Source organism: Arthrobacter sp. UYEF20 (assembly GCF_040546335.1).
Classification (GTDB): domain Bacteria; phylum Actinomycetota; class Actinomycetes; order Actinomycetales; family Micrococcaceae; genus Arthrobacter.
Genome location: NZ_JBEPNP010000006.1, coordinates 180846 through 207139 on the forward strand (window position 1 = coordinate 180846; position 26294 = coordinate 207139).

At 66.2% G+C, this 26294-nt stretch carries 26 protein-coding genes and 1 pseudogene; 16 read left to right on the top strand and 11 right to left on the bottom strand.

The annotated features are described in order from the left end of the window. Positions 1-86: 86 nt before the first annotated feature. Together ABIB26_RS09465 and ABIB26_RS09470 are read right to left on the bottom strand one after the other, a co-directional pair. Positions 87-653: a GrpB family protein gene (locus tag ABIB26_RS09465; RefSeq protein ID WP_354241796.1), complete on the bottom strand. Its 567-nt coding sequence runs from the start codon at positions 651-653 to the stop codon at positions 87-89. A 76-nt stretch (positions 654-729) separates the two neighbouring features. Then, positions 730-1374 (bottom strand): DUF2510 domain-containing protein, encoded by a 645-nt coding sequence (locus ABIB26_RS09470; protein WP_354241799.1) that lies wholly within the window; start codon positions 1372-1374, stop codon positions 730-732. Between ABIB26_RS09470 and ABIB26_RS09475 the strand changes: the two genes are divergently transcribed. The 4 genes from ABIB26_RS09475 (at position 1373) to ABIB26_RS09490 (ending at position 2973) form a co-directional block, all read left to right on the top strand. Next, positions 1373-1552: a hypothetical protein gene (locus ABIB26_RS09475; RefSeq protein WP_354241802.1), complete on the top strand. Its 180-nt coding sequence runs from the start codon at positions 1373-1375 to the stop codon at positions 1550-1552. The genes ABIB26_RS09470 and ABIB26_RS09475 overlap by 2 nt on opposite strands. Positions 1553-1663: 111 nt before the next feature. After that, a complete protein-coding gene (locus tag ABIB26_RS09480; RefSeq protein ID WP_354241805.1) occupies positions 1664-1864 on the top strand; it encodes a hypothetical protein in 201 nt (66 codons plus the stop codon). Continuing rightward, positions 1861-2220, top strand: a complete 360-nt coding sequence (locus ABIB26_RS09485) for an AMP-binding enzyme (protein WP_502913645.1) — start codon at positions 1861-1863, stop codon at positions 2218-2220. Before ABIB26_RS09480 ends, ABIB26_RS09485 begins: the two co-directional genes overlap by 4 nt. Positions 2221-2391: 171 nt before the next feature. Beyond that, entirely contained in the window at positions 2392-2973 is a 582-nt protein-coding gene (locus ABIB26_RS09490; RefSeq protein ID WP_354241808.1) for a DnaJ family domain-containing protein, read from the top strand. A gap of 79 nt (positions 2974-3052) precedes the next feature. Here ABIB26_RS09490 and ABIB26_RS09495 read toward each other — a convergent pair whose 3' ends face one another. After that, positions 3053-3811 (bottom strand): FadR/GntR family transcriptional regulator, encoded by a 759-nt coding sequence (locus ABIB26_RS09495; RefSeq protein ID WP_354241811.1) that lies wholly within the window; start codon positions 3809-3811, stop codon positions 3053-3055. Positions 3812-4024: 213 nt separating this feature from the next. Between ABIB26_RS09495 and ABIB26_RS09500 the strand changes: the two genes are divergently transcribed. From ABIB26_RS09500 to ABIB26_RS09545, 10 genes are all read left to right on the top strand, one after another. Further along, positions 4025-5389, top strand: a complete 1365-nt coding sequence (locus tag ABIB26_RS09500) for an MFS transporter (protein WP_354241814.1) — start codon at positions 4025-4027, stop codon at positions 5387-5389. Positions 5390-5568: 179 nt separating this feature from the next. After that, on the top strand, positions 5569-7383 hold the full coding sequence (locus tag ABIB26_RS09505) for a dihydroxyacetone kinase family protein (RefSeq protein WP_354241816.1): 1815 nt from the start codon (positions 5569-5571) through the stop codon (positions 7381-7383). Continuing rightward, positions 7380-7850 carry a ribose-5-phosphate isomerase gene (locus tag ABIB26_RS09510; RefSeq protein ID WP_354241819.1) on the top strand — a complete coding sequence of 157 codons (471 nt, stop codon included), beginning with the start codon at positions 7380-7382 and terminating at the stop codon, positions 7848-7850. The genes ABIB26_RS09505 and ABIB26_RS09510 overlap by 4 nt, the downstream gene beginning before the upstream one ends. Further along, positions 7834-8667, top strand: coding sequence for a triose-phosphate isomerase family protein (locus ABIB26_RS09515; protein ID WP_354241822.1), 834 nt, complete (start codon positions 7834-7836; stop codon positions 8665-8667). Before ABIB26_RS09510 ends, ABIB26_RS09515 begins: the two co-directional genes overlap by 17 nt. Then, positions 8664-9473: a sugar phosphate isomerase/epimerase family protein gene (locus tag ABIB26_RS09520; RefSeq protein WP_354241825.1), complete on the top strand. Its 810-nt coding sequence runs from the start codon at positions 8664-8666 to the stop codon at positions 9471-9473. Before ABIB26_RS09515 ends, ABIB26_RS09520 begins: the two co-directional genes overlap by 4 nt. A 1-nt stretch (position 9474) precedes the next feature. Next, positions 9475-10335 carry a phosphogluconate dehydrogenase C-terminal domain-containing protein gene (locus ABIB26_RS09525; RefSeq protein ID WP_354241827.1) on the top strand — a complete coding sequence of 287 codons (861 nt, stop codon included), beginning with the start codon at positions 9475-9477 and terminating at the stop codon, positions 10333-10335. Between the two features lie 290 nt (positions 10336-10625). Next, entirely contained in the window at positions 10626-11984 is a 1359-nt protein-coding gene (locus ABIB26_RS09530) for an NAD(P)H-dependent oxidoreductase (RefSeq protein WP_354241829.1), read from the top strand. An 85-nt stretch (positions 11985-12069) separates the two neighbouring features. Beyond that, entirely contained in the window at positions 12070-12795 is a 726-nt protein-coding gene (locus ABIB26_RS09535) for a FadR/GntR family transcriptional regulator (RefSeq protein WP_354241832.1), read from the top strand. Between the two features lie 105 nt (positions 12796-12900). Then, positions 12901-14226 (top strand): MFS transporter, encoded by a 1326-nt coding sequence (locus ABIB26_RS09540; protein WP_354241835.1) that lies wholly within the window; start codon positions 12901-12903, stop codon positions 14224-14226. A gap of 115 nt (positions 14227-14341) precedes the next feature. After that, positions 14342-14692: a DUF3846 domain-containing protein gene (locus tag ABIB26_RS09545; RefSeq protein WP_354241838.1), complete on the top strand. Its 351-nt coding sequence runs from the start codon at positions 14342-14344 to the stop codon at positions 14690-14692. Between the two features lie 18 nt (positions 14693-14710). On the opposite strand, the pseudogene ABIB26_RS09550 reads toward ABIB26_RS09545, so the two are convergent. From ABIB26_RS09550 to ABIB26_RS09565, 4 genes and pseudogenes are all read right to left on the bottom strand, one after another. Continuing rightward, a pseudogene (locus ABIB26_RS09550) lies at positions 14711-14845 on the bottom strand (UBP-type zinc finger domain-containing protein); the annotation flags it as partial. 186 nt (positions 14846-15031) lie between these two features. Further along, positions 15032-16384, bottom strand: a complete 1353-nt coding sequence (locus ABIB26_RS09555) for an LssY C-terminal domain-containing protein (RefSeq protein ID WP_354241843.1) — start codon at positions 16382-16384, stop codon at positions 15032-15034. 27 nt (positions 16385-16411) lie between these two features. Further along, a complete protein-coding gene (locus ABIB26_RS09560) occupies positions 16412-17053 on the bottom strand; it encodes an NADPH-dependent F420 reductase (RefSeq protein WP_354241846.1) in 642 nt (213 codons plus the stop codon). Between the two features lie 58 nt (positions 17054-17111). Then, positions 17112-18626, bottom strand: a complete 1515-nt coding sequence (locus tag ABIB26_RS09565; RefSeq protein WP_354241848.1) for a chlorohydrolase family protein — start codon at positions 18624-18626, stop codon at positions 17112-17114. Positions 18627-18911: 285 nt separating this feature from the next. Here ABIB26_RS09565 and ABIB26_RS09570 point away from each other — a divergent pair, with 285 nt between their 5' ends. Both ABIB26_RS09570 and ABIB26_RS09575 read left to right on the top strand, forming a co-directional pair. Further along, positions 18912-20285, top strand: a complete 1374-nt coding sequence (locus ABIB26_RS09570) for a DUF3100 domain-containing protein (protein ID WP_354241851.1) — start codon at positions 18912-18914, stop codon at positions 20283-20285. Positions 20286-20511: 226 nt separating this feature from the next. Continuing rightward, on the top strand, positions 20512-21813 hold the full coding sequence (locus ABIB26_RS09575) for an MFS transporter (RefSeq protein ID WP_502913647.1): 1302 nt from the start codon (positions 20512-20514) through the stop codon (positions 21811-21813). A gap of 74 nt (positions 21814-21887) precedes the next feature. Here ABIB26_RS09575 and ABIB26_RS09580 read toward each other — a convergent pair whose 3' ends face one another. The 4 genes from ABIB26_RS09580 to ABIB26_RS09595 are packed head-to-tail and all read right to left on the bottom strand — an operon-like array spanning position 21888 to position 26267. Next, positions 21888-23129 carry an amidohydrolase family protein gene (locus ABIB26_RS09580; protein ID WP_354241856.1) on the bottom strand — a complete coding sequence of 414 codons (1242 nt, stop codon included), beginning with the start codon at positions 23127-23129 and terminating at the stop codon, positions 21888-21890. A gap of 23 nt (positions 23130-23152) precedes the next feature. Next, positions 23153-24184 (bottom strand): ABC transporter ATP-binding protein, encoded by a 1032-nt coding sequence (locus ABIB26_RS09585; protein ID WP_354241858.1) that lies wholly within the window; start codon positions 24182-24184, stop codon positions 23153-23155. Between the two features lie 8 nt (positions 24185-24192). Further along, positions 24193-25269, bottom strand: coding sequence for an ABC transporter ATP-binding protein (locus tag ABIB26_RS09590; protein ID WP_354241861.1), 1077 nt, complete (start codon positions 25267-25269; stop codon positions 24193-24195). Next, entirely contained in the window at positions 25266-26267 is a 1002-nt protein-coding gene (locus ABIB26_RS09595) for an ABC transporter permease (RefSeq protein ID WP_354241864.1), read from the bottom strand. Before ABIB26_RS09595 ends, ABIB26_RS09590 begins: the two co-directional genes overlap by 4 nt. Between the last annotated feature and the right edge of the window lie 27 nt (positions 26268-26294).

Sequence of the window (26294 nt, forward strand, 5' to 3'; positions counted from 1 at the left end):
CCGCTGGAAGGGTGCCAACGACGGCTGCCGGACACGTGCCCTCATGACGACCGGCTTGCAGGACGCCGGGCGCAGATGGTGAATCTTTATGACGAAGGCTGCTTTTCGCGCCAGACCCTGGCGTGGTCGAGGATTCGCGAGATGACGCCGGTCTTTGCATCCGCGTATTCGTTCACATCGCGCCACCCCCGTTGGGAGAGCTTCTTCTTGGTATCGGCATATAGGGCGCGGTCGGTTTCATCGACGCAGAGCCAATCGCGGAGATCTCTGTACTTGGGCACGGAATCGTGCGCCGGGTGAAAGACGTGTAGGTTCACATCTCTTGACGGCGTCTTCAACATGCGGTGCCCGGCCTCGCGGACGCGAAGTACAAAGCCAACGTTCTCCAATGCCGGAACGTATGTCGCCTCATCATCAACGTCCAGGACGGTCAGCAGGATGTCGATAATGGGCTTTGCCGCCAGACGTGGAACTGCGGTAGATCCGATGTGCTCGACAGACAAGGCCTTCTCGCCGAGAGCGCCACTGATGGATTTGGCTAAAGTCTCGAAGCGTCGGGGCCACTCATGGTCGTACTCCACAATGACAATGGTTCGTTCTTCGCGGCCGCCGATCAATACGCCGTCCAGGTCGGCATCTTCTTCAGACTTCATCGGCCAATCATCTCAGTGGCCTTGCCCAAAACGGGACAGGCAGGAAGACGACGGTGGGAGCTTCCCGCCGTCGTCCTCATTGCGCTATCCATGCCGGGTCTGACCGGTCCACGTCCTGCCGTCCCAGAACCCCAGGACGCCGGGCGTCGCAGTCGGGTATCAGCCCGACGGCGGCGCGGGCGGAGTCTGCTGAGCGGACAGTGAGGGCTCGGCCGGCGGCATGCGTGCATCGGCTGAAAGCTTGCCCGGGGATCGCTGTGGGGTGGTGGACAGAGGCCGCCAGCGCCGACTTCTCCTCGGCAGCGAGCTGCCGGACGAGCGAACGGGCGACTTCAACACGCGTGGTGCGGTGCGTCCACTGCTGACCGTCCCAATATCTGGCCGTACCGCCCTCGTCGTACCACCCCGCCCTGGGTCCGCCAATGTTGAGGCCCGCGGCCAGGACTTCGCCGAACTTGGCTGCGATCCTGTTGGCCGGCTGCGGCGCCGGCGTGGTGAGGTTGTGCCAGAACGCCGCGACGTAGTCATTCGCGTTTTCCTGGCTCCAGCGCCCCGCGGCTACTTCCGCAATGCCGTGCCGACGCTGTCCGGGACTGTCCTGATCGTGCTCTGGAGCGCCTGGCCGCTTGTCAGTGTCGGGCGGATGAGGGGCGAGCAGAGCACCCCGGCAATCAGCCGGGGCCGACCATCCGTGAGGCTGCCGGCGTCGAATTCCTGTCATGAACTACTACAGCCCGGCGGCGCAGGAACGGGTTCGGGACGCCGCATACGATGCAGTCGAGAAGGTCCTCAACAGCATGTTCGAGCCCCTGAGCCGGCATGCCCTCACCGCACGGTGGAACCAGGCCTGCGAGGCGATGGCGAAGCACCTTGAAGCGCAGGACAACGGCGACGAATGACGCACCGGGCGGCAAGCACGTTGCGAGCCGCATCAGGACCTCCCGTCCCTTTAGTCCTGCAATCAGTCCGGCAATTCGCCGCCGCGTAGAACTTCACGGCAGGATGTGAGCATGCCGAAAACCGACCAGCAGCCCTGGGTGAAGAACTACCAGCCGGGAGTCCCGGCCGAGATCGAACTACCCATGGAGTCGCTCGTCGCGAAGCTGGAACAGTCCGTGGCCGAGGCCGGGAGTGCCCTCGCTGGAACAACCCGGAGGAAACCGCGAAGACCCTCACCTCTGATGGCTGGCTGCGCACCGGCGACGTCGTGACCGTGGACCCGGACGGCTTCACCACCATCGTGGACCGGGCCAAGGAACTGATCATCACCGGCGGCTTCAACGTCTCGCCCACCGAGGTGGAGAGCGTGCTCCGCCTGCACCCCGATGTCCGGGACGCCTCGGTGATCGGCAAGCCGCTCGAAGGCGGCGGCGAGATGGTGGCGGCCGCCGTCGAACTTGAACCGGGCACCGAGCTGGACGAGGATGCCCTGCGGTCACACTGCCGCGAGCACCTCGCCGGCTACAAGGTCCCGAAGCGGATCGTCGCGATCGGGGACATGCCGCGCTCGATGCTCGGCAAGATCCTGCGCAAACAGGTCCGCGAGCAGGTCATGCCGCGGCTCTGACGTCCGACGACGGGGGCCGCGCCGCATTAGCCAGATGATTCCAGGACACGCGAACGACGGGACCCGGCCGCCCGACTATGCCGAAACGATCAGAAGCTTGAGCTGCCGGAACGCTGATCCGCATACTGGAAGGCAGTAGCGGAAGTCCCTCGGACGAAGGGGTGACATATTATGAGCAGCGGCGGAAGCGCGTTCCGGCGCCGGGTGGAACGGGCAGCCGAGCTCCGCGCCGTCCGGTCGGCCGGCAGCACGGCCCATGAGCACGACAAGCTGACCGCGGCCGAGGAGGAACTCCGGCAGAAACGCGCGACGGTGGACGACGCCGCCAAGGCCGAATACCTGATCCGCGACGCCATGGCGCAGGGGAAGTTCGACAACCTGAAGTACGCCGGCAAGCCGATTCCCGGTCTGGGGGAGGCCTACGATCCCGACTGGTGGGTCAAGGGCCTGCTGCAGCGCGAGCACATCACCGGGCTGGGCCCGCAGGCCATTCTGCTCCGGACCGAGGACGCCGGACTGGACGCAAGGCTCGAGGCCCAGTACTCCGAGAAGCAGGTGCGGGACATTGTGGAGGACTTCAACGCACGCGTCGTGGATGCGAGGCGGCAGCTCCAGGGCGGGCCGCCCGTGGTCACGAAAACCCGGGACGTCGACGCCGAGCTGGAACGCTGGCGCGCCCGCCGGTCGGCGGCCGCCGCTGCGGCCCCAGCGGAGCCGAGGCGCTCCTGGTGGCGCCGGGGGAAGATGGGCTAGCGGCCAGGGATGACGCAATAGGGCGACGGCGGACCGTCCGCCGCCCGCTCGCGTTCCGAGCGCGGATCCGGAGCAACAGTCAGGCGCCGGCCTCAGGGTGGTCGGCGTCGAACCCGGCCAGCAGGCGCCGGGCGGCCGTGTCCATGTGCGAGTGCATTGCCGCCGTGACGGCAGCCTCGTCGTGTGACTCCAGCGCGCGGAAGATTTCCCAGTGTTCGGCGAGGGCTGCCGCGGCGTGGCCCTTCTCCGTCAGGGCCCGGTCAACCCAGATGCGCAGCAGTGAGCGGATGCTCTGGAGGAGTTCCTTGAGGACCTGGTTGCCCGAGCTCGTGGCGATTTCCCGGTGGAATGCGGCGTCGGCCTCCACGAAAGCGCCCAGATCGTCGAGGCTGTGTTCCATCGTGGCGAGGTTGCCGCGCATGCGCTCCAGCGCGTCGTCGGTGATCCGCAGGGCCGCAAGCTGGCAGGCCTGCACCTCGAGGCCGCCGCGGAGTTCCACCAGTTCGCGGGTGCGCGGGGCGCCCAGCATGAGCCCCCAGCTGAGGGTGCGGGGCAGCAATTCGGAAATGCCGTCGCGAAGGTAGGTTCCGGAGCCGGGCCGGACGATGACGATTCCCAGGATCTCCAGCGCGGCCAGCGCCTCCCGGACCGCGGAGCGGCCGACTCCGAGGGATGCGGCGAGCTGGCGCTCCGCCGGCAACCGGGTCCCGACGGCGATCTCGCCGCTCGTGAAGTACGCCAGCAGGCGTTCCGCAACCTCGGACACCACCGAACCCTGCTCCATGGAACCGAGCGCGGCACTGATTTTGGCCGTCGAGGCGGCGGAGTTAGCGGACACAGTCAAAGCCTAACAACCGGAGCCCGCGGCAGGGCGCGCGGGACTGCTTCAGAAATAGACAAGTCAACCGGTTGACCAATTTCCCAAACGGTCTTATGGTTTAAATCACACGCTTAGTACCGGCCCGGCCAGCTTTCCCGAACTAGGCACAGAGACGCATCCCCAGGCATCCAGCGCAGGAAGCCGCCGGGAGACCAACATCTAGGAGTCAATGTGGACACCACACAATCAGTGGTCGAAAGATCTGCAATCAGGAAAGTGGCAATCCGGCTGGTGCCGTTTGTCGCCCTCATGTTCTTCATCAACTATCTGGACCGCACGGCCATCTCCTTCGCCGGTCCCAACGGCATGAACGCAGACCTCGGCCTCGCGGCAGCCCAGTTCGGCTTTGCGTCGGGGGTCTTCTTCATCGGCTACATCCTGCTGGAGATTCCCAGCAACCTGGCACTGCACAAGTTCGGCGCCCGCCGCTGGCTCGCCCGCATCATGGTCAGCTGGGGAATCGTCTCCCTGCTGTTCACCTGGGCGGGAAGTATTGAGCAGCTCTATGTCCTGCGTTTCATCCTCGGTGTGGCCGAGGCCGGCTTCTTTCCCGGTGCCATCCTCTTCCTCAGCCTCTGGGTCCCGTCCCGGCACCGCAGCAAGATCCTGGCCCTGTTTTACTTGGCCCAGCCGCTGACCACCGTCATCGGAGCCCCGCTGGCCGGCCTCCTCATCCAGCAGCACGGCCTCTTCGGCCTCGCAGGCTGGCGAGTCATGTTCCTCGGCGTAGCGATTCCCGCCATCATCATCGGCATCGTCGCCTGGTTCTACCTGGCTGATTCCCCGGCCAAGGCCAAGTGGCTGACCCCGGACGAGAAGACCTGGCTGACCGGCGCCCTGGAAACAGAGAAGAAGGAGACTGCCGCCAGCAACAAGCACGTCAGCGTCCGCACAGTCTTCGGCAACGGCAAGGTCTGGATGCTGTCCGCCATCTACTTCGGCTTCATCTACGGCCTGTACGCGCTCGGATTCTTCCTGCCCACCATCATCGCCGGCTTCGAAGGCCTTTACGGCACCAAGTTCGACGTCCTCCAGAAGGGCCTCATCACCGCCATCCCGTACCTGCCCGCGGCCTTTGCCTTGTACTTCTGGTCCAAGGACGCCACGAAGCGCGGCGTCAAGACCTGGCACATCGCCCTGCCCGCCCTGGTCGGCGGGCTGAGCATCCCTCTGGCCCTGTTCGCGGGATCGCCGGCTGCCACCATCGCCGTCATCACCATCACGGCCATGTCCATCTTCGCCGCACTGCCCAACTTCTGGACGGTCCCCACGCAGTTCCTCACCGGAGCCGCAGCCGCAGCCGGCATCGCCCTGATCAACACCGTGGGCAACCTGGCCGGCTTCAGCGCCGGCTACATCACCGGTTGGCTCAAGGACCTGACCGGCGCCTACACCGTACCGATGTTCGTCGTCGGCGGCTTCATGCTCCTCTCCGCCATCCTCATGGTGGTCCTGAGCCGCTCCGGCAAGGTGAGCGAAGGAGTGCCCGCCGAAGCGCTGGACGAAGCAGGGGCCGGCCACCACAGCCAGGCCTGACAGGCCCGGGGGCGTCCCCCTTACCCGGGGACGCCCCCGCACCAATCCGCGCCAGCCGGCGCATGCAGCCCCGCCGCCGCCACGTCCCGCCACCGACCGCCGCCCCCGTCCGCAGACACGACCCGCCCCCCAAGAACAATTTCCCTCAGCTAGCCTCTATATTTTCCGGGAGACACCGCATGACCCGCCTGTTCAATGAACCTTCAGCCTTCGCTGACGAAATGATCGAGGGCTTTGTTGCCTCCCACGGCCGCTGGGTCAGGCGCGTCTCCGGCGGCGTCGTCCGCAACACCCGCAGCACACCCGGCACCGTTGCCCTGGTGATCGGCGGCGGCTCCGGCCACTACCCGGCCTTCGCCGGCCTCGTGGGCCAGGGCCTGGCCCACGGCGCTGCGATGGGCAACCTCTTCGCCTCCCCGTCCGCGCAACAGGTCTACAACGTGGCCAAGGCCGCCGACAACGGCGCCGGCGTGCTGCTGGGATACGGCAACTACGCGGGCGACGTCCTGCACTTCAACCAGGCCCAGGAACGGCTCCGCAAGGAGGGCATCGACTGCCGGAGCATCGCGGTCACCGACGACGTCTCTTCCGCGCCGCCGGCCGAACGGGCCAAGCGAAGGGGCATCGCCGGTGACCTGACGGTGTTCAAGGTGGCTGCCGCGGCAGCGGAGGCCGGCTACTCCATGGACGCCACCGTGGAGATCGCCGAACGCGCCAACCACCGGACCCGCTCCTTCGGTGTTGCCTTCACCGGCTGCACCCTGCCCGGCGCCGACCACCCGCTCTTCTCCGTTCCGGAGGGCCGCATGGCCGTCGGCATGGGCATCCACGGTGAGCCCGGCATCGGGGAAACGGACATCCCGACGGCGGACGAACTCGCCGAATTGCTCGTTGCCAAGCTGCTCACCGAAATCCCCGAATTCCCCGAAGACGCCGGCACCGGCACCGGCAGCCCGCGCCGCGTGGTCCCCATCCTCAACGGCCTGGGCAGCGTCAAATACGAGGAACTCTTTGTGGTCTACCGCCGCGTCGCCCAGCTCCTCGCCGCAGCCGGCCTGGACGTCGTGGACCCCCAGGTGGGCGAACTCGTGACCAGCTTCGACATGGCCGGAACCTCGCTGACGCTCTTCTGGCTCGATGACGAACTGGAAACCCTCTGGAATGCCCCCGCCGACGCCCCTGCCTTCCGCCGCGGCGCCGTTACGGCCGCGGCGCTGGAAACGCCCGCCGGAGGAACAGGCGGCGCCGCATATGCCGAAGCGGCCCAAGTCGAACTGTCCATCCCGGAGGCCACCGCGGAATCCCGGGCCGGGGCCGTCCGTGTGCTGGCCGTTCTGGGCGCGGCGAAGACCGTGGTGGACGCCAACGCCGATGAACTCGGCCGGATTGATGCCATCGCCGGCGACGGCGACCACGGCATCGGCATGGAACGCGGAGTCGGGGCGGCCGTCGGTGCCGCCGCAGACGCCGTCGGCCGCGGGGCTGGAGCCGCCACGACGCTCCGCCTCGCAGGTGATGCCTGGGCAGACAAAGCCGGCGGCACCTCCGGTGCGCTGTGGGGCATGGCGCTGCGGGCCGTGGGCGACGCCCTGGGCGACTCCGAGGCTCCCGACGCCCGGGCTGTCGCCGACGGCGTGGCCGGCGCTGCCGCCGCGATCATGGAATTCGGCAAGGCAAAACCCGGCGACAAAACACTGGTGGACGTCCTGGTCCCGTTCCGCGACTCCCTCAGCGCCGGCGTCGACGCCGGTAAGTCCCTTGGGGAGGCCTGGGGCGCGGCGGCCCGCGTGGCGGAGCAGGCGGCCGAAGACACCGCCGGGTTGCTGCCGCTGATGGGACGCGCACGTCCCCATGCCGAGAAGAGCCTCGGCACCCCCGACGCCGGTGCCGTCTCCATGGCGCTGATCGTACGGGCAATTCACGCCACCCTCACCGAGGGCACCCCCGCCGAGAGCACCTCACCGAGAACAAATACAGTCAAGGAGAACGCATGAGCGCCAAACTGCGCCTGGTAATCGGAGCCGACGACGCCGGATTCGACTACAAAGAGGCCCTGAAAGCCGACCTCGAGGCCAGCGACCTCGTCGAATCCGTCCACGACGTGGGTGTGGATGCCACCAGCCACACGCCCTACCCCTCGGTGGCCATCGCGGCTGCCGAACTCATCGCCGCCGGCAAGGCGGACCGTGCCCTCCTGGTCTGCGGAACCGGGCTGGGCGTCGCCATCGCGGCCAACAAGGTCCCCGGCATCCGGGCCGTCACGGCCCACGACAGCTACTCCGTGGAGCGTTCCGTCCTGAGCAACAACGCCCAGGTGCTCACCTTCGGCCAGCGTGTCGTAGGCCTGGAACTCGCCCGCCGGCTCGCCAAGGAGTGGCTGAGCTACACGTTCGACGAATCCTCCGCCTCGGCCGGGAAAGTCACCCTGATTAAGGACTATGAAGGTGTCACTTCCCGCTAAGCGCAGCGCCGCCGCTTCCGTGACGCCAGGGGCCGTCATCGGCGTCAGCCTCAAGATGTACCTCGGCTACGAGCGCACGCTGCAATGGTGCCGGGAGGTTGCCGAAATCGCGTCGGCACACCCGGCGGTCCGGAGCGGCCACCTCGAACTGTTCGCCCTACCCGCCCACCCGGTGCTCGCCGAAGCGGCACGGATCCTGGGCCCGGCCGGGGCCGGCACCGGAGCCCAGGACATCTTCTGGGAGGACGAGGGCGCCTTCACCGGCGAAGTCGGCGGAAAGATCATCGCCGAGGTCGGCGGCCGGTACGCGGAAGTAGGCCATGCCGAGAGGCGCCGCATCTTCGGCGAGGATGACGACGTCATCGGGCTGAAGACCGCGGCCGCCTACCGCAACGGGCTCACGCCGGTCCTGTGCGTCGGAGAACCCGGCCGCGGGACGGCAGCGGACGCCGTCAGGCACTGCATCCGCGAGATTGATGCGGTGCTTAACCGGGCCGAAAGCCTCCTCCAGTCCGGACGGACAATCGTCGCCTACGAACCGCAGTGGGCCATCGGCGCGGCCGAACCGGCCACGCCGTCTTTCATCAGCGACGTCATCCGCGGCCTGGATGCGCACCTCCGCAGCCGTCCCGGGCAGCCCGACAGCCCGGTCATCTACGGCGGCAGCGCCGGATCCGGCCTCATCGGACAGTTGGACTCCGCCGTGGCCGGGCTCTTCCTGGGCCGCTTCGCCCACAACCCGGCCGCACTCAGGACCATCCTGGACGAGACCGCCGAACGGCTGGGGCTCCTGGCCCGGACAGGGGCGACGGCATGAGCATGAGCACCAGCACCATCGGGCTGAGCAGCTACGCCTTCTTCTGGCAGCTCTCGGAGAAGGTTTCGGAGCCCATCAGCCTCCACCAGGCGCTGGAGCGCACCGCGGTCCTCGGCGTGGACCTGTTCCAGATCTGCGACTACGCACCGCTCGAAGCCATGAGCGAAGCGGAACTCAAAGCCACCCGGGCCACGGCCGGCTCGCTGGGAATCGCGCTGGAACTGGGCACTAAGGGCATCCGCCCGGACCACCTCCGGAAGTTCCTGCGGATTGCCCGCATCCTTGGCTCGCCGCTGCTGCGGACCATGTTCAACGTGCCGGGCCACTCTCCTTCCGCGGAGGAAGCTGCCGCGATCTTCACCGCAGTGCTGCCGGAGTTCGAGGCCGCCGGGGTGAAGATCGCTGTGGAAACCTACGAACAAGTTCCCACCGCGCGGATCCTGGAGGTCATCCGCAGCGTCGGCAGCCCCTCTCTGGGTATCTGCAGCGATCCCGCCAATACCGTCGCGGCCCTTGAGCTGCCCCGCGACGTGATTGACGCCGTCGCGCCCTATGTCCTCAACATGCACATCAAAGACTTTGCGTTCAGCCGCAAGGAGGGGTGGGTCGGGTTCACATACGCCGGCGCGCCGCTCGGCGAAGGCCTTCTGGACTATGACTACATGGCCGGAAAGCTTCAGCCCAAAGAAAGAAACATCAACCAGATTGTCGAGCACTGGCTGCCGTGGCAGGACTCCGAAGAAGAGACCATCCGCCTCGAAAACCAGTGGACCCAGCAAAGCCTCGATTTCCTAAGGAGCAAGTGAAATGTCAGCAGAACAATTGACCGTCGCCGTCATCGGGGCCGGAGGCAAAATGGGGCTGCGTGTTTCAGCCAACCTCCAGAAGAGCGCCCACACCGTCTTCTACAGCGAGAACTCGCCCGCCGGACAGGAACGCGTCCGGGCCGAAGGGCGCGAGATCAGCAGCACAGAGGACGCCATCACGGACGCCGACGTCGTGATCCTCGCCGTCCCGGACACCGTACTGGGCGTCGTTTCCCAGGGCGTGGTTCCCCAGATGAAGTCGGGCGCCATCCTCCTCACGCTTGACCCCGCCGCCGCCTACGCCGGCCTCCTGGCCAAGCGCGACGACGTCGTCCAGGCCGTGGCGCACCCGTGCCACCCGTCCGTGTTCCTGGAACGCACCACCAAGGAGGAATGGGCCGATACCTTCGGCGGCCAGGCCGCCCCGCAGAACGTCGTCGCCGCCATCGACGAGGACGCCTCCGAGGAGAGCCGGGCCGCCGCCGAAGCCACCATCAAGGTCATCTACGCCCCCGTGATCGACGTGCACTGGGTCACCGTGAAGCAGCTTGCCATCCTGGAACCCACCCTCGTGGAGACCGTGGCCTGCATGATCGGCACCCTGCTGAACGAGGCACTCCACGAAACCGTGCACACTGCCGGCGTCCCGGAGGAAGCCGCCAAGGCCATGCTCTTCGGCCACGTCCAGATCGCCCTCACCAACGCCCTGCGCGGCTCCAACCCGTTCTCCGAGGCCTGCGAAATCGCCATCCAGTACGGCAAGGACACCATCATCAAGGACGACTGGAAGAAGATCTTCGACGACTCCGAGCTGGACAGCGTGATCGCCAAGATGCTGAAGCTGGACTCCGTCAACCGCTGAGCCATTAGGCCGGCGCCGGCTCCGCGGCGCGGCCGGACAGCAAGACCCAACAGCAGGACAAAGAGGACGACGGCGGGATGCTCCCGCCGTCGTCCTCTTGCGTCCGGTGTCAGATGGTCCGCGGCGCCCTCGTGCGTAGAGCCAGAAGGTGCCCTTGACATGACCTGCGTCACATGGGATGGTATCAACATCAGATGGTCAGACCAACTGGCCACTCGCTCAACTTTCTGGTTTGTTTTCCCTGTTCTACATCTGGTTTGTTTTCCCTGTTCTACATAAGGAGTAGCTTTATGAATCTTTTTTCGCTCATGCAGAAACGAACTGCCGCTCATGGGCCGATCCGGGTCGGCGTCATCGGTGCCGGCAAATTCGCGTCCATGTTCCTCACCCAGGCGCTGAACACCGAGGGGATTCATGTGGTCGGCGTGGCGGACATTGACGTGCCCAAGGCTCGGGGTGCGCTGCAGCGGACGGGCTGGCCGGCCGACCGGTACTCCGCGAAGAACTTTGCTGAGGCCCTGCGCCACGGGACGACGTTCGTCACGGACAGCTCCGCGGACCTGATCCAGCTGCCCCAGATTGAAGTGATCCTGGAGGTCACCGGCAACCCGATCGTCGGCACAGCCCATGCCGTGCAGAGCATTGACAACGGCAAGCACATCATCATGGTCAATGTCGAAGCGGACTGCATGGTCGGGCCCATCCTGCAGCGCCGCGCCGAGGCGGCCGGAGTCGTCTACTCGATGGCATACGGTGACCAGCCCGCTCTCATCTGTGAAATGGTCGACTGGTGCCGGACCGTCGGGTTCGACATTGTTGCGGCGGGAAAGGGCACGAAATACCTGCCCGAGTACAACTACTCGACCCCGGACACGGTCTGGAACTACTACGGCTTCAGCGACGAGCAGCTTGCGTCGGGGGACTTCAACCCGAAAATGTTCAACTCCTTCCTGGACGGCACCAAGTCCGCTATCGAAATGGCCGCCGTGGCCAACGGGACCGGTCTGACCCCGCAGGACGAAGGGCTCTTCTTCCCGCCCGCCGGCGTCGATGACCTGCCCCACATCTACCGCGAAAAGTCCGTCGGAGGCATCCTCACGCGGCGCGGGACGGTCGAAATTGCCTCCAGCCTCAACCGCGACGGAACCGAAGTCGAACGCGATCTCCGCTGGGGGGTGTACGTCACGTTCGAGGCTAAGACGGACTACGCGGCGCAGTGTTTTGCCGAGTATGGGGTGAAGACCGACTCGACCGGACGCTACGGTTCGCTCTACCGCCCGTACCACATGATCGGGCTGGAACTGGGAGTAAGTATCGCGGCCGCCGTTCTGCGGGGCGAGGCCACGGGGTCGGCCACGGGTTTCCGCGGGGACGTCATGACCACCGCCAAGAAAGACCTCAAAGCCGGCGAGGTGCTGGACGGGGAAGGCGGCTACACCGCCTTTGGAAAACTCGCCCCGGCAAGGATCTCGCTGGAACGCAACGCCCTGCCTCTTGGACTTGCCCACGGCATGAAGCTCAAGCGCGACGTGCCCAAGGACGGAACAGTGTCCTGGGACGACGTGGATGCCGACGAGACCCTGCTCGCGGTCCAGATCAGGCGCCAGCTCGAGAGCGAATTCCGCTCGGAATTGCTTTTAAGCATGTAGGTCTGACCGTCAGGCCAACAACTACGATGGAAGGGCCGGACCGTCAGCGGCAGACTGACGGCCGGAAATCGAAGGAGTGGTCCGCATGACGGCTGAAGCATGGGAACCGGTACAACGGGTCCGTACTTACGAACAGGTGATGGCCCAAATCGAGGAGCGCATTCTCGATGGCCGGCTCAAGGCCGGCGACAAACTGCCCAGCGAGCGGGATCTGGCCGCGTTGCTGGGCGTGTCAAGGCCGTCCCTGAGGGAGTCCCTCCGGGTACTGGAAGCACTCGGCATCGTGGACATCCGCCCCGGCGGCGGGGCGGAGGGCGGGGCTGTTCTCGTGGGTGAGCCCGGCCTGGGGTTTGTAAACCTCCTCAAGCTCCAACTAGCACTCGGCCAGTTTCATCAAACGGAAGTTCTCGAAACCCGCATCGCCTTGGAGACGTGGTGCTGCGAGGAGGCCGCGGTGCGGGCCACCGAGCAGGACCACCGGGAACTTGGTCTGATCCTGGACCGGATGGACAACCCGGACATCACCACAGACGAGTTCAACCGCCTGGACGCGGCCTTCCACGTCCGGATCGCCGAATCCACGGGAAATTCCCTGACCTCGCACCTGATGGGGTCCCTGCGGATCGCCATCAACCGGCAAATGATCGAAGCTTACGCGCGGCTGGAGAACTGGAAAGAAACGGCCACCGTGGTGCGGCGGGAACACAGGGAAATCCTGGACGCCCTTCAACGGCGCGAGCCGACCGCGGCCAGGCAGTGCGTGGGTGACCACATTCGCAGCTTTTACAACATAGGAAACGTCGGGGCCTGAACCAGCCTCCGTGACGCCGGCACGCCGGCCTCACCAGGTACAGCGTCTGCGACAAGCAGGGGCAGGGATTATCCCGGCCCCATATCGAAGGGGATATGGACGCACATGAGCGCTCTCACGCAGTCACACGCTAGGCAGGCCGAGCAAGGCTCGCCGGACAAACTAAAAGTCGCAATCGGCAGTGCCGTGGGAACGACCATTGAGAACTATGATTTTCTCGCGTACGGCACGGCAGCGGCGCTGTACTTCGGCAAGGCATTCTTCCCGGGCCAGGACCCGCTGGCGGCCACATTGCTCGCCTTCGCAACCCTCGCCGTCGGCTTCGCCATGCGACCGCTCGGCGGACTGATCGGCGGCTATCTCGGCGACAAGTACGGACGCAAACCGGTCCTGGTCGGCGCACTGCTGGTAATGGGGGCCGCGACATTCCTGATCGGCGTCCTTCCCACCTACGAGCAGGTGGGCGTTCTGGCTCCGATCCTGCTCGTCGCTATCCGCGTCGTCCAGGGCTTGGCGTTCGGCGCCGAATGGGGCGGGGCCATCATGATGACCTTCGAACACGCCCCCTGGCGCCAACGGGGACGCTACACGGGAATCCCGCAGGCCGGCGTCCCGCTTGGTTTGCTGCTGGCCAACCTCGTCTTCCTTGCCACCACCGGCTGGAACAACGAATGGTCCTGGCGCGTACCGTTCCTCGCCAGCTCGATCCTGATCGTCGCCGGCATCATCATCCGCTTGAAAGTCAGCGAATCACCTGAGTTCGAGGAAACCAAGGCCAAGGGCGAACTCGTCAAGAATCCGCTTCTGACCGTCATCAAAAATGACTGGCGCACCATCCTGCGCGTCATCGGCCTTCGGCTCGCCGAATCCGGCGGCTTCTACGTCATCGTCACTTACCTGCTCTCCTACATCACCACGAACAAGATCGTCGACCGCCAGACCGGACTGACCGGCCTGGTGCTCGCCGCGGCACTGGGAGTCGCCGCCACCATTCTCTGGGGGCGCCTCACCGACGGGATCGGACGCCGCAAGCTCTACATCATCGGCTCAGCCGGCATCATTCTCTTCGGCTTCCCGATGTTCATGCTGGTCAACACCGGGGTGCCGTTCCTGATCATCCTCGTCTACATCATCGGCCTCCCGATCCTCCACGACATGCTCGCGGGCTCCCAGGGCGCCTGGTTCTCCGAGCTGTTCCACGCCAGCACCCGCACCTCCGGGGCATCCATCGGCTACCAGTTCTCCGCCGCGATCTCCGGCTTCATCCCCCTGATCGCGGCAGCCACCGCGGCTGCCTGGGGCTGGGGCGGCGTGTCAATCGTGTACATGGCATGCGGAGCCATCGGACTCATCGCGGCGCTGGTCACGCGGGAAACCTGGGCCAGCCGGGAAAAGAACGAAGTCAACCAGCTGATCGCCACCGGCAAGTAACCCCGGTTTCGGCCCGGGCCGGCCCTGCGCCGGCCCGGGCGGACGTCTGTCACAGGCCATTTCGCGGGAACATCTGCGGCGCCCCGGGGGTTAAATTCCTTGAGGAAAGAAAAAAATGAGCACCACCTGCACAGCACTGATCGTCCCGGCAAAGCTGGCCGAACCCGTCCGGATCGAGCCGTTGGACGCCTGCCTGGAAACGCTCCAACGAATGGTCGACGGCGATGTCGACTCCGTGCAGCGCGGCGACTGGGACGTCTACTTCAACTCCGTCGGCAAACTGAGCAACCTGCCGCCGAATCTCCGGGCAGGTCAGTTAATGCACGAATGCGGACTGGACCTTGCCGACGTCGTCCGGGGGACCGCCGTGTTCCTGGGCCACACCGAACACGGCGGCGCAGCCGAGCTGCCGCGGCATCTGGGCCGCCGGGCCGCAGCGCTATTCGACATCCCCCTGGCCGCCTAACAGTCCGCCCGGGACGTTTCACCCCAGCAGATCGTCCTGATAGCACCAGCGCCAGTCTTCGCCCGGTTCAATGCTCCGCATCACCGGGTGGCCCGTGGCGTCGAAGTGCCTGGAGGCGTGCGTTCCGGGCGAAGAATCACAGCACCCCACGTCTCGTGGGCGTACTCGCTGGACAGCGTGATCGCCAAGATGCTCAAGCTGGACTCCGTCAACCGCTGAGCCATTAGATCGGCGCCGGCAACGGGCCGGGCGGCTCCCTGAGCGGCAGGCGCGGAAGAGGGCGACGGCGCGATCCTCCCGCCGTCGCCCTCTTTGCCACGTTGGCAAAGCCCGGAGCGTTCAGTAGGCAGCCCGGCCGCCGGGCCGGGCCGAATCCCGCTTGGGCTCCTTCCGGGCGCGCAGCGCGTAAACACGCGCCCGTTCGCTCGAGAGGGCAAGGATCAGCAGGATGTCGAGCGTCAGCCCGGGGAGATTGGACTGCAGCGTGATTCCCGGGCCGCCGTTGAGCACGTCAAGTGCCTGGAGGAAGATGGCCGACGCACTCAACGCCATTGCCGAGGTCCGCGCCCAGTTCCGCCCCCGGAACACGAACCAGGCGAGCAGCAGCTCCGCCACCGCAAATACGAGCACCACCACGAGTGACGCGAGGAGCATGCCTTCCGCCTGGCCGACGGTGATTCCGGAACCGTTTTCCGGGTGAAGCAGCGGTTCCAGATGCTCCTCCTGGAACAGGAAGAACGAAAGCGCCAGGAGGCCGGCGGCCACCGCCCGCGCACCGACGAGGGCCGCGCCGATGATCGTGGGGGCGGGCCGCTTGCTGCGGCTGTCGCTCGGGGGCCCGGCAGCGGATGTCCCGGGCGCGGTGGTCTTCCGGAGATCGACGATGGGAAGGTCGCCGTCGGTGGTGATTGTGTCTCCGCCGCCATTGCGGGAGTGGTAACCGGTCGAGAAGTCCCGGATCACCCTGACTGCCGCCGCCGGATCGGCCCGGACGACGCTGGCAACAACGTGGTCGCGTTCGGCGTCAGTCCGCTCGTCGATCTTGTGGGTGATCTGCAGGGTGAAGAGCGAAAAGCCGATGCTGCGGTCGTAGGTTCCGGCGGCCAGCCAGTCCGCCGCCAGCCCGCCGGGCAGCAACCAGCCGGGCGGGCAGCGCCAGAAACGCACGTGGTGGCGCTTTCCCGGGGTCCCGTCGACTTCCTGCTGGTAGGCGAAATCCTGCTGGCGGCCGAACAGGTACAACGGACTCACCGGGGCCTGGAGATAGCTGCGGCGAAGGACGGTTGCGGAGACTATTCTGCGGCTGCTGGCCAGCGTCAGGTCATCAGCCAGCGTCCATCCGCCGGCCCGCATCACACCGTGCACCTGCGGCTCTGATCCCAGCAGGGCCACATTGACCGGATCGCCGAGCAGCCCGTCGCTGGTGCGCGCCCGCCCGATGAAGTAGTCCGGAACATAGATGCGCGTCAGGATCCGGTGCAGCCGGGGGAGTACCAGATAGGCGAGGAGCGCCCAGAAGACGAACAGGAACCAGAGCTGGGCCCAGCCCCACTGGAAGCTCGCCTGCAACAGCAAGGACGTCAGCCACACCGCCGAGACACCGCCGACCACGAAGAACACTTTGTCCAGCATCGAGTAAGGAGTCTCGCCACTCACGGCGCGGACCTCAACCTCAACGTCGGGCCTGGTCATGGCGGCCATATTACTAGGCTGTGACCGTCAGATGGTCCGCGGCGCCTTGGCGAGGTTCTCGGCGAGTTCGGCCGCGTTCTGGCGGACGACGTAGGCCGGCCGGTCCCGCTCCAGCCGCCAGCTCTCGGACAGCGGGCCGATGCTGACCGTGTCGAAGCCGAACTCGTCGTAGAGCGTGGCCACGAGCTCGCTGGCCTCCGGGAAATCGCTGGCCGTGGCAAGTGCCCGGCGATCCGGGGATCCTGCCGGGGACCCGTCCGTGCCGATCTGGGTATACATGATGTGGTTGAAACCCTTGGCCACCTTGGAGTGCGGCAGGTGTTCCTGCAGCAGCCCGGAGGTGGTGGCCTCGCCGTTGTCCAGAGCGGGGACGTGGCCGTCACGTTCCCAGTAGTAGTTGTTCGTGTCGATGACGATCTTGCCGGCGAGCGGTTCCACGGGTATCGCCCCGAGGCTCTTGAGCGGGACGGTGACGACGGCGAAATCGCCCGCCGCCGCAGCCTCGGCCGGCGTCGCGGCCCGGGCGCGGGGACCCAGCTCCGCGACCAGCTCCGCCAGCGTCTCCGGACCGCGGGAGTTGCTGATCACGACGTCGTAGCCGCGCTGCACCGCCTTGCGGGCAAGCTGGCCACCAATGTGTCCTGCACCGATGATTCCGATTGTTGTCATGTCCGGGCCAACAGCAGCCGGGGCGGAGATATTTCATCGAGGCGATTCCTCGCCGCAGCTATCCGTGGCTCCCTGCCCTTTCGCGATCCCGCGGAACAGCCGGAGCCCGGTCGCGTGCGTAGGGAAAAGCCGGCGGAAACAGCTGCCCAGGCGTCCGGCGTTCGGTGTCACGGTCGGAATAGGCATCACGCATCGTGGTGAAGAGTCTCTGGGCCTCGTCTTTCAAGGCCTGGACATCAATACCGGGGATCCGGCCGTCTCGCATCACGAGGCGGCCGGCGACGACGGAATGCGTCGCCTGCCGGGCCGTTCCGCTCAGCAGCAGGGTTCGAATCGGATCGTCGATGACGCCGTCCCTGATGTCATCCAGAGCGAAGGCAACGAGATCAGCCTGAGCGCCGACTTCCAGCTTCCCAAGGTCCGGCCGGTCCAGGGCTCGGGCACCGCCTACCGTTGCCGCTTCAAAGTAGTGCTCCGCCGGGGCCGCGTCCAGCTTGCCATCGATCAGCTTGGCCAGCTGCACGCCCGTGTCCATGCCTCGAATGAGGTCCGGCGGGAAGGAATCCGTTCCGAGGCACAGGTTGATTCCGGCGTCCCGGAAAGCGGCGAACGAGTCCAGGGCCATGCCATATCTGAGGGATGTGAGCGGGCAGTGGATGATGGTGACGCGGGCGTCCGCCAAGGTCTGCAGATCGCCTCGATCGTCACCGTCCACGAGAGGGTTCCGGTCCACGAAGATCCCGTGCGGGATGAGCAGGCGCTCACGGATCAGTCCCGTCTGCTGCAGGAGCTGGAGAGGCGTCAGCCCGTACCAGCGCTGCAGCAGCTCCCGCTCCGTTGCGCCCTGAAGGCAGTGCAGCCGGACCAGCGCGTGCCGTTCATGGGCGATTGCAGCCGTAGCGCGCAGGAGATCCGCGGTGAGGGTTTCAATCCTGCACGGCAAGAGCACCCCGTTGACCAGCGGATCCGCCAGTTCCTCGGCATGGTCCAGGAACCGCACGGCGTCGGCAAGGCCGGTACGCCCCTGCTCCTCATCGAAGGCGACGTCCCGTTTCCCGTCGGGCCTGACCACGTTCACTCCGGAACGGTAGGCCGGGCCCAAGTAGCCGCGCAGCCCGATCTGCCGGGATGTTTCAGCCATCTCCGCGAGCTCTTCGAAGCTTTCTGCCCAGGCGGAATGGATCTCCGAGGCTATGGGCATATACGTCGTGACGCCGTGCAGGGCCAGCTGCACCAAGGCGTATTTCCGGATGGTCTGCCGCTCCTGCGCGGTGAAGACGTCCGTGCGGCGGTTGCGGAAATAGTCTTCGGACCATTGCAGGCCATTGACGCGGTCCGCGGACGCCCACGAATCGATCAGCAGGTGATCGATGTCGGTGAGTGCGTCAAGATCGATCAATCCCGGGGTGATGAGGGAGCGGCCCAGATCAAACGACTCGTCCGCCGGACCCTCGTAGTCCGGCCCGACGTACACAATGCGACTGTCCTCATAGACAACGTCTCCGTTGCGGATGAGAACGTGCTGACCGGCTTCATGCCCGAGCACGAATTCCGCGCTGAATCTGGTGCGCAAACCAACCTCCGATTCGATGATCCGGGCGGACCTCAGTCGGACCGCACAAACAAAACCATAGCGGTTTTGGTATACCGGCGCTAGAGCGGGACTTTAACGGACGTCGAGGGAGCTGGGCTAAAAACCCTCCAAAGAGCCAAACTAAAAAGTGATTTACATCTCGACACGGCTCACCTATTCTATTTTGGTATACAAAACGGTTCCTAGCAGGATGCACCTCCACCACCCCGCCCCCGCCCCCGCCTCGTACCGGCGGAAGACCTTCCCCACAAGGACAGTTACCCCATGGCGTCAGAAACCCAGCTCATCGATCAAACCCCTGGCCCGGTCCAGGAACCACAGATCACCCGCCGTCACTGGTGGACGGTCGTGGCCGTTTCCTTGCTTGTCTCAGTGGCGGCGGTCTTGATCGGCACCCATAAATTCCAGCTTGGCCCGGCCCCGGTGGTCCTCTTCCCCATCATCTGGGCCGTGGTCCTCGGTGGAATCCTCGGAACCCAGCGAGTCCGGCGTGTTTCCGGTGCAAGCCGCGCCGTTGCCACGCTGCTCCTGGAGATTGGCATCATCCTCTTCCTCGCCAGGCTCGGCACCCAGATCGGGCCGTCCCTGGCGAAACTCACCGAGCTGGGCCCGGCGATCCTCCTTCAGGAAGTGGGTCATATCTTCGGCACAGTCATCCTGGCGCTGCCGGTTGCCGTGGCCCTGGGGCTGGGCCGCGTGGCGGTCGGAGCCACGTGGTCCATCGACCGCGAGTCGTTCCTCGCCTATGCCATACAGCGGTTCGGCGTCCGGTCCGGGGAGTACAGGGGCGTCTTCTCGGTGTGGCTTCTCGGCAGCCTGTTCGGCGCCGTGTTCATCTCCCTCCTGGCAGGATTCCTTGGCGGACTGAATATCTTCGATCCGCGCGCGCTCGCCCTGGGGCTTGGCCTCGGCTCAGCATCGATGATGCTTGGAGGCGTCGGGGCACTGTCCCTGCTGTACCCGGACCAGGCCGGCGAAATCATGGCACTGGCCGCGTTGTCCAACCTTGTCACCAACATCGTGGGCTTCTATGCGGGAGTGTTCCTGTCCCTGCCCTTGTGCCGCCGCCTCTACGTGTTCTGGAGCCGTCTCGTCGGAAGGGATGACGACGGCGCGTCCACCCGCAGGGTCCGCAACACGGGGGCGGCGCCCGCCCAAACGCAGCTTGCCCCTCCGGTGGCAGTGGACGTCGATCCGCCCCTCAGGGTGACCCGGCGGACCGCGATTCTCGCCTATGCGATCACCGGAGCATCGGCTCTTTTGATGAACTACGTCGGGACAAAGAGCGTCACGTGGAATGACGCGCTGGGCGTGGCCGTGCTTGTGCTGCTGACGGGCCTGTCTTTCCGCCTCGCCCGGCTGCTGCCTTCGGTGCCATCCAGCGTGTGGGTACTGACCTTAACCACCGTGCTTTCGGCGCCGTTCCTGCCCACTGCGGGGCTCATCGCGGGTCTCACCCAGCACCTGGACGTCATCCTCATAGGGCTGCCAGCACTGACACTGATCGGGCTCACCGTAGGCAGGGACATCAAGGCGCTGAAGTCCCTGAGCTGGAAGATCGTCGTCGTCGCCCTCCTGACCTACAGTGCCTCCTTTGTTGCAGCGGCCGCACTGGGCCAGTTTGCGCTCGGCGGCTAGCGAGGCTGCCGCGGAACCCAACGAGCCGGGTAGACGGGGAGGCGCAGAGGGGCGACGGCGGAAAACCGCCGGCGCCCCTCTGCGCGCCTGAAACTCAGACTGCTTTGGTATCCCAAAATGAGTCTGAAGCGCGTCGTTCCCCGCATTCTCCCGCTCAATTCCACCCCGCACCCCAGGATGAGTATCCTTGGTATACCAAATTAGTCAGGAGACGACTGTGGAAAAAATCCGCCAAGCGCCCAAGGGGCGGTCCGGAATCCGAGCGGGTGCCAAGGCCGCATTGACCCTTATCGCTTTGACCCTCGTTTCCATCAACCTTCGGCCGGCGATTACCACCATTGCCGGATCCATGGGCCAGCTGGAAGAAGGGCTCGGGGTGGCTGCTCAGACGCTCCCGCTCCTGGCGGCGCTTCCGGTGCTTGCCTTCGGGATTTCCGCACCATGCGGACCGTGGCTCGCCCGGCGGCTGGGCGCAAGGAAGGCCGTCGCTCTTGCGATGCTGTTGCTTGCCGTGGCACTGACCGCTCGTGTGCTGGTACCTGCCCTCATGCTCCCCGGGACTTTCCTTGCGGGGATGGCCATCATGACGGCAAGCGTGCTGCTGCCCCAGATCGTCAAAGCCAACCGGGGCTCGGGCTGGTGGACTGGCCTGTGCAGCATGGGCTTCGGTCTCGGGGCGGCATTGGGAGCCGGGCTGATTCAGCCGCTGCAACGCGTCCTGGGAGGAAACCTGGCGGGGGCGCTTGCGGTGTGGGCTGTTCCGGCACTGCTGGGCGCGGCACTCATCCTGCGTCAGGGGGGCCGTGCGCGGGCACCCGTGGAGACTGACGTCTCCGCTCACGCGTCGTGCTCCTCCGCTGAGGGCCTGCCCGCGGGCACCCCGGGGCGCACCCGTGCCTCACGGCCGCTGCGGCAGCAGGCAACCGCCTGGGCAGTGACAGCGTTCTTCGGCCTGCAGGCGATGCTGTACTTCGCCGTGACCTCGTGGCTCACGGTCTACCTCGTCTCGCGAGGCCTGACAACCGGCGACGCCGCCGCACTCCTTGCCTGGTACAGCGTGGCAGGCCTCCCCGCCAGCCTGCTGGCGCCGGTTCTGGCGAGCCGGCCGGCGATCCTCAAGGTCATGGCGCCCGGCTTGGGGCTGCTGGTGGCGGCCGCGTTGCTCGGTGTCCTGACGGGCCCGGCTGAGCTGCAGTTCCTTCTGGTGGGTGTTCTGGGCGTCGCCCAGAGCGCTGGATTCGGCCTTGCCATTGCGCTCGTCGTGCTCCGATCGTCAGGGCCCAAGGCCGCCGGGAGGCTTTCGGCGATGAGCCAGGGCCTGGGGTTTGCCCTCGCCTCGCTGGGGCCCTTGGGCGCTGCGCTGCTGCATGATCTGACGGGCGGTTGGGAGGCGACGTTCTGGGCCCTGGCCGGCGAAGCAGGGCTGCTGGCGCTGGCAGGATACTTCGCAGCGAAGGGGCCGATGGTGTCCGTCGACGCAAGGGACGTACCGGCCGCGGACGCCCAGCCGGCCGTCGTCGGAAGCTGAGCCGGGTAGAAGACACACAAAGGAAAAGTGGCAGGTCCCTCGAGCGGAGGGGCTTGCCACTTGGCGTTGTGGGCTTAGGGAAGCAACTGCAGTTGGTCCGCCACGACGCGGCCGCGGTGGATCACGGTGCGGTCCGTGCCCCGGTCCATGACTGCGGAGGCGACCGTCTCGCCGTCCACCAGCAGCAGCTCGGCGGGATCCCCGGCCTCAAGGCCCGGCCGGTGCGCGCTCCCCTTCAACCGGGTGGCAGCCGGGTCCAGCACGCTGGCGCCGCCCACGGTGGCGATCGCCAGGCAGTGCTCGATCAGCTCATCCCTGCGGAAACCGTGGGTGAAGGCGAGCTGCCAGGTGCGGTCCAGCATGTCCGTATTGCCGTACGGGGACCAGTAGTCGCGCTGGCCGTCTTCCCCAAGGCCAACCCGGACGCCGGCCTCGGCCAGCAGCGGGAGCGGCAGTTGCCCTGACTGGGCGGGCGCCACGGAGGCCATCGAAACGTCCAACTCCGCGAATTCCTCGATCAGCCGGTGCGTGGTGGCCTCGGAGACGCTGCCCAGCTGGTAGGCGTGGGACATGGTGACTTTGCCCTGCATCCCCAGGGCGCGGGTGCGCTCAAGCACGAGGTCCGTGCTGAAGACGCCGAGTTCGCCGGGCTCGTGGAGGTGGATGTCGATGGGGACCTGGTACTTCTCGGCCAGGCCAAAGACGAGGTCCAGATGCCGGGCGGGGTCGCGGTCCAGGCTGCACGGATCGATGCCGCCCATGACGTTGGCGCCGGCCCTGAGGGCCTCCTCCATGAGCGGCACGGTGCCGTCCTCAAGCAGGAGGCCGGCCTGCGGGAACGCGATGATTTCGACGTCGGCCTGGTCCTTGAACTGTTCCTTGGCCGCCAGGACCGCGTCGAAACGCTCCAGCCGGCAGTCCACGTCAACCTGGGCGTAGGAGCGGACCCGGGTGGTGCCGCGCGCGATCATCCGGCCGAGTGTGTGGTTGACGCGTTCCTGGAGGGGGACCTCGGCGTGGCGCCAGTTCTGCCGGTCATTCATCATCATGGTCCAGACGCCGGGGCCGCCGGTGTGCTCGCGGAACGGCAGGCCGATGCGGGTCGAGTCCAGATGAACATGGACGTCGGAGAAGGACGGGACCAGCAGCCGGCCGCGGCCTTCGACGACGGTTACCGACCCGCCCAGGGGGCCGGACGAGTCCGCCGGGGTTCGAACGGGGTCATGCGGCTCGACGCCGGCGATCTTGCCGTCCTTTAGCAGGACGTCGCTCAGGGCCTGTCCCCAGGGACGGACGGCGCGGATCAGGGTAGTCAATGTAATGCTCCTTTGTGTTGGGTCTATTTCACACCGGCGGGGGCGGCAGCTGCCAGCCCCGCGTGGTGGCAGGCCGGGGCGGCTGGGCCGGCCGGCGAGGGAATGTCGCTGATACAGAGCTGCTGCTGGCTCTCGGACAGCTTGCCGAACAGCGGGCAGCGGGTGCGGAAGACGCAACCGCTGGGTGGGTTGGCCGGCGACGGGAGATCTCCGCGGAGCCGGATCTTCACCTGTTGCCGGGCCGCGCGCGGATCGGGCAGCGGCACCGCGGACAGGAGCGCCTGCGTGTACGGGTGCAGGGGAAGGCGGAACAGTTCCTCACGGGGGCCCTGTTCGACAATCTTGCCGAGGTACATGACGGCCACCTGGTGGGAGATGTGCCGGACGACGGATAGGTCGTGGGCGATGAAGATGTACGCGACACCGGTGTCACGCTGGATCTCCTGGAGCAGGTTGATCACCTGCGCCTGGACGGAGACGTCCAGGGCGGACACCGGTTCGTCGCACACGATCACAGAGGGTTGCAGCGAAATGGCCCTGGCGATGCCCACCCGCTGGCGCTGGCCGCCAGAAAACTCATGCGGAAAGCGGTTGTAATGTTCGGGTTTAAGGCCCACCTGCTCCATGAGTTCTTTGACGCGGTTCTTCAGCCCTGCGGGCGGATTGATCTTCTGCGCCACCATCGGCGCGGCGATCGCGGTACCGACTGTCTGCCTCGGGTTGAGTGACGCGAACGGGTCCTGGAAGATCATCTGCACTTCGCGGCGGAAGCTGTACAGATCCCGCCCGCGCAGTTTGCTGATATCTACGCCGCCGACGACAACCCGACCGGAGCTGGGGTCCAGCAGGCGGGCGACCATGCGGCCCGTCGTGGATTTTCCGCACCCGGACTCACCCACAAGCCCGAGCGTCTGGCCTCGTTCGAGACTGAACGAGACGCCGTCGACGGCCTTGACTGTTTTGGCTGCGCGGCCGCCGCCGCGGGAGAAGAGCCCGCCCTTGACGGGGAAATGCTTTTGAAGGTTCTCCACCTGGAGAATTGGCTGCCTGTCCATGGCGGGTCCTAACGCGAAGTCCGGATAGTGATGAGCTGGGGGCCGCTGAGATGGCAGCGCTTGCCGTGGCCGGCCTCCACCAGGAGCTCGGGCCGCTGCTCCCGGCAGACGTCGGCGCCGGCCAGCGCGGCGTAGTCGCACCGGGAGGTGAAGATGCACCCTGACGGCAGGTCAAGCAGCGACGGCGGCTGGCCGGGGATCGGGCTGAGGCGGCCGGAGGTGCCGGCGAGCGTCGGCATGGAATTGAGGAGGCCAAGGGTGTACGGATGCCGGGTGTCGTAGAAGATCTCGTCCACCGGTCCGGACTCGACGCACTGGCCGCCGTACATGACAAGCACGGAATCGCAGACCTCGGCCACGACGCCCAGATCGTGGGTGATGAGGATCAGCGCAGAGTTGGTTTCCGCCTGGAGTTCGGCCATGAGGTCCAGGATCTGCGCCTGGACGGTCACGTCCAGGGCCGTGGTGGGCTCGTCCGCGATGAGCAGTTCCGGTTCGCAGATGAGGGCCATGGCGATCATGGCCCGCTGCCGCATGCCGCCGGAGAAATGGTGCGGGTACTCGTCGTAGCGCTGCTCGGGGCTGGGAATCCCCACCCGGCCGAGCATATTGATGGCCGCAGCCCGGGCCTGCTTCTTGCTCGCCTGGTGGTGGACGAGGTAGGCCTCGGCAATTTGGTGGCCGACCGTGTAGAACGGGTGCAGTGCCGACAGCGGGTCCTGGAAGATCATGCCGATGTTCCGGCCACGCAGCTGGCGCATCCCCGACTCGGACAGCGTGATGAGGTCCTTGCCCTGGAACAGGGCCTGGCCGGAGACCTGGGCCGAGGTGCCTTTCAGCAGGCCCATCAGTGCCTGGCTGGTCACCGATTTTCCGGATCCGGATTCGCCAACGATGCCAAGCGTCTGCCCGCGCTCAAGGGTGAAATCCATGCCGTTGACGGCCGAGACCAGGCCGTCGTCGGTGGGGAACCCCACTGACAGGTTCCGGACGTCCAGGAAGGCGGCGGCCGCGCCGCCGTCCGCTGCAGGGGCTGGCGCGGAGGACGGGAAAGTGGCCGCCGAGCTGGGATGGGTCTGGGTCATTGGAGCCTCACTCGGGGATCGATGGCGGCATAGGCGAGGTCGACGGCGACATTGGCGACGATGACGAAGAAGGCGGCCAGCATGGTGATGGCCATGGTGACGGGCAGGTCGCCGGAAATCGCGGCCCGGACCGCGGTGAACCCGAGACCGGGCACGGAGAAGATCTGTTCGGTGAGGACGGCGCCGCCAAGCAGCAGACCGATGTCCATGCCGAGCATGGTCACGATCGGGGTGATTCCGGCCCGGACGCCGTGCTTGAACGTCACGGTCCGCGGGGCCAGTCCCTTGGCCCGGGCCGTGCGGATGAAGTCCTCACCGAATGTTTCAATCATGTTGGTGCGGGTGACCCGGATATAGGAGGCGCTGAACAGCACGGCGAGGGCAATCCACGGCAGCAGATAGTTCAGCATCCATGCCCACGGCCCCTGGGATCCGAACGGGCTGTTGATCTCATTGGTGGTGAACGGCAGGAGATGGAGCTGATTGACAAACACCAGCAGCAGGAACAGGCCCGTGACCGGGATCGGCAGCGAGACGCCCACGGACGCGGCGCCGACGATGAACTTGTCGGTGGCGCTGCCTTTCCTGAGGGCTGCGAGCAGGCCGAGGCCCACGCCCGAAACCGTCCAAAGTACCAGGGCGCCGACTGCCATCGAGAGCGTGTAGGGCAGGGACCGGCTGATGATGTCGGAGACGTTCTCATTCGTCTGGAACGATTTTCCGAGGCAGGGCCACTGGCAGACGGATTCGGCGCCGGGTGCGCCGATCATGCGCGGCGAAACCAGGCCGCGCATGTAGTCGGCGTATTGGATGAAGAACGGCTGGTCCATGCCGAGGGCGACGCGCGCCTCGGCGACGCGTTCCGGCGTGCATTCCTGGCCGCAGGCAGCCGAGGCCGGATCCGCCGGACCCAGCTGGAACAGTGTGAAGGTGATGAAGCTGACGGCTATGAGTAGCAGGACCAGGGAGCCTGTCCGGCGAAGTATGAATCTGATCATTGTGGTTGCGGGCCGCCCGCCTGAAGC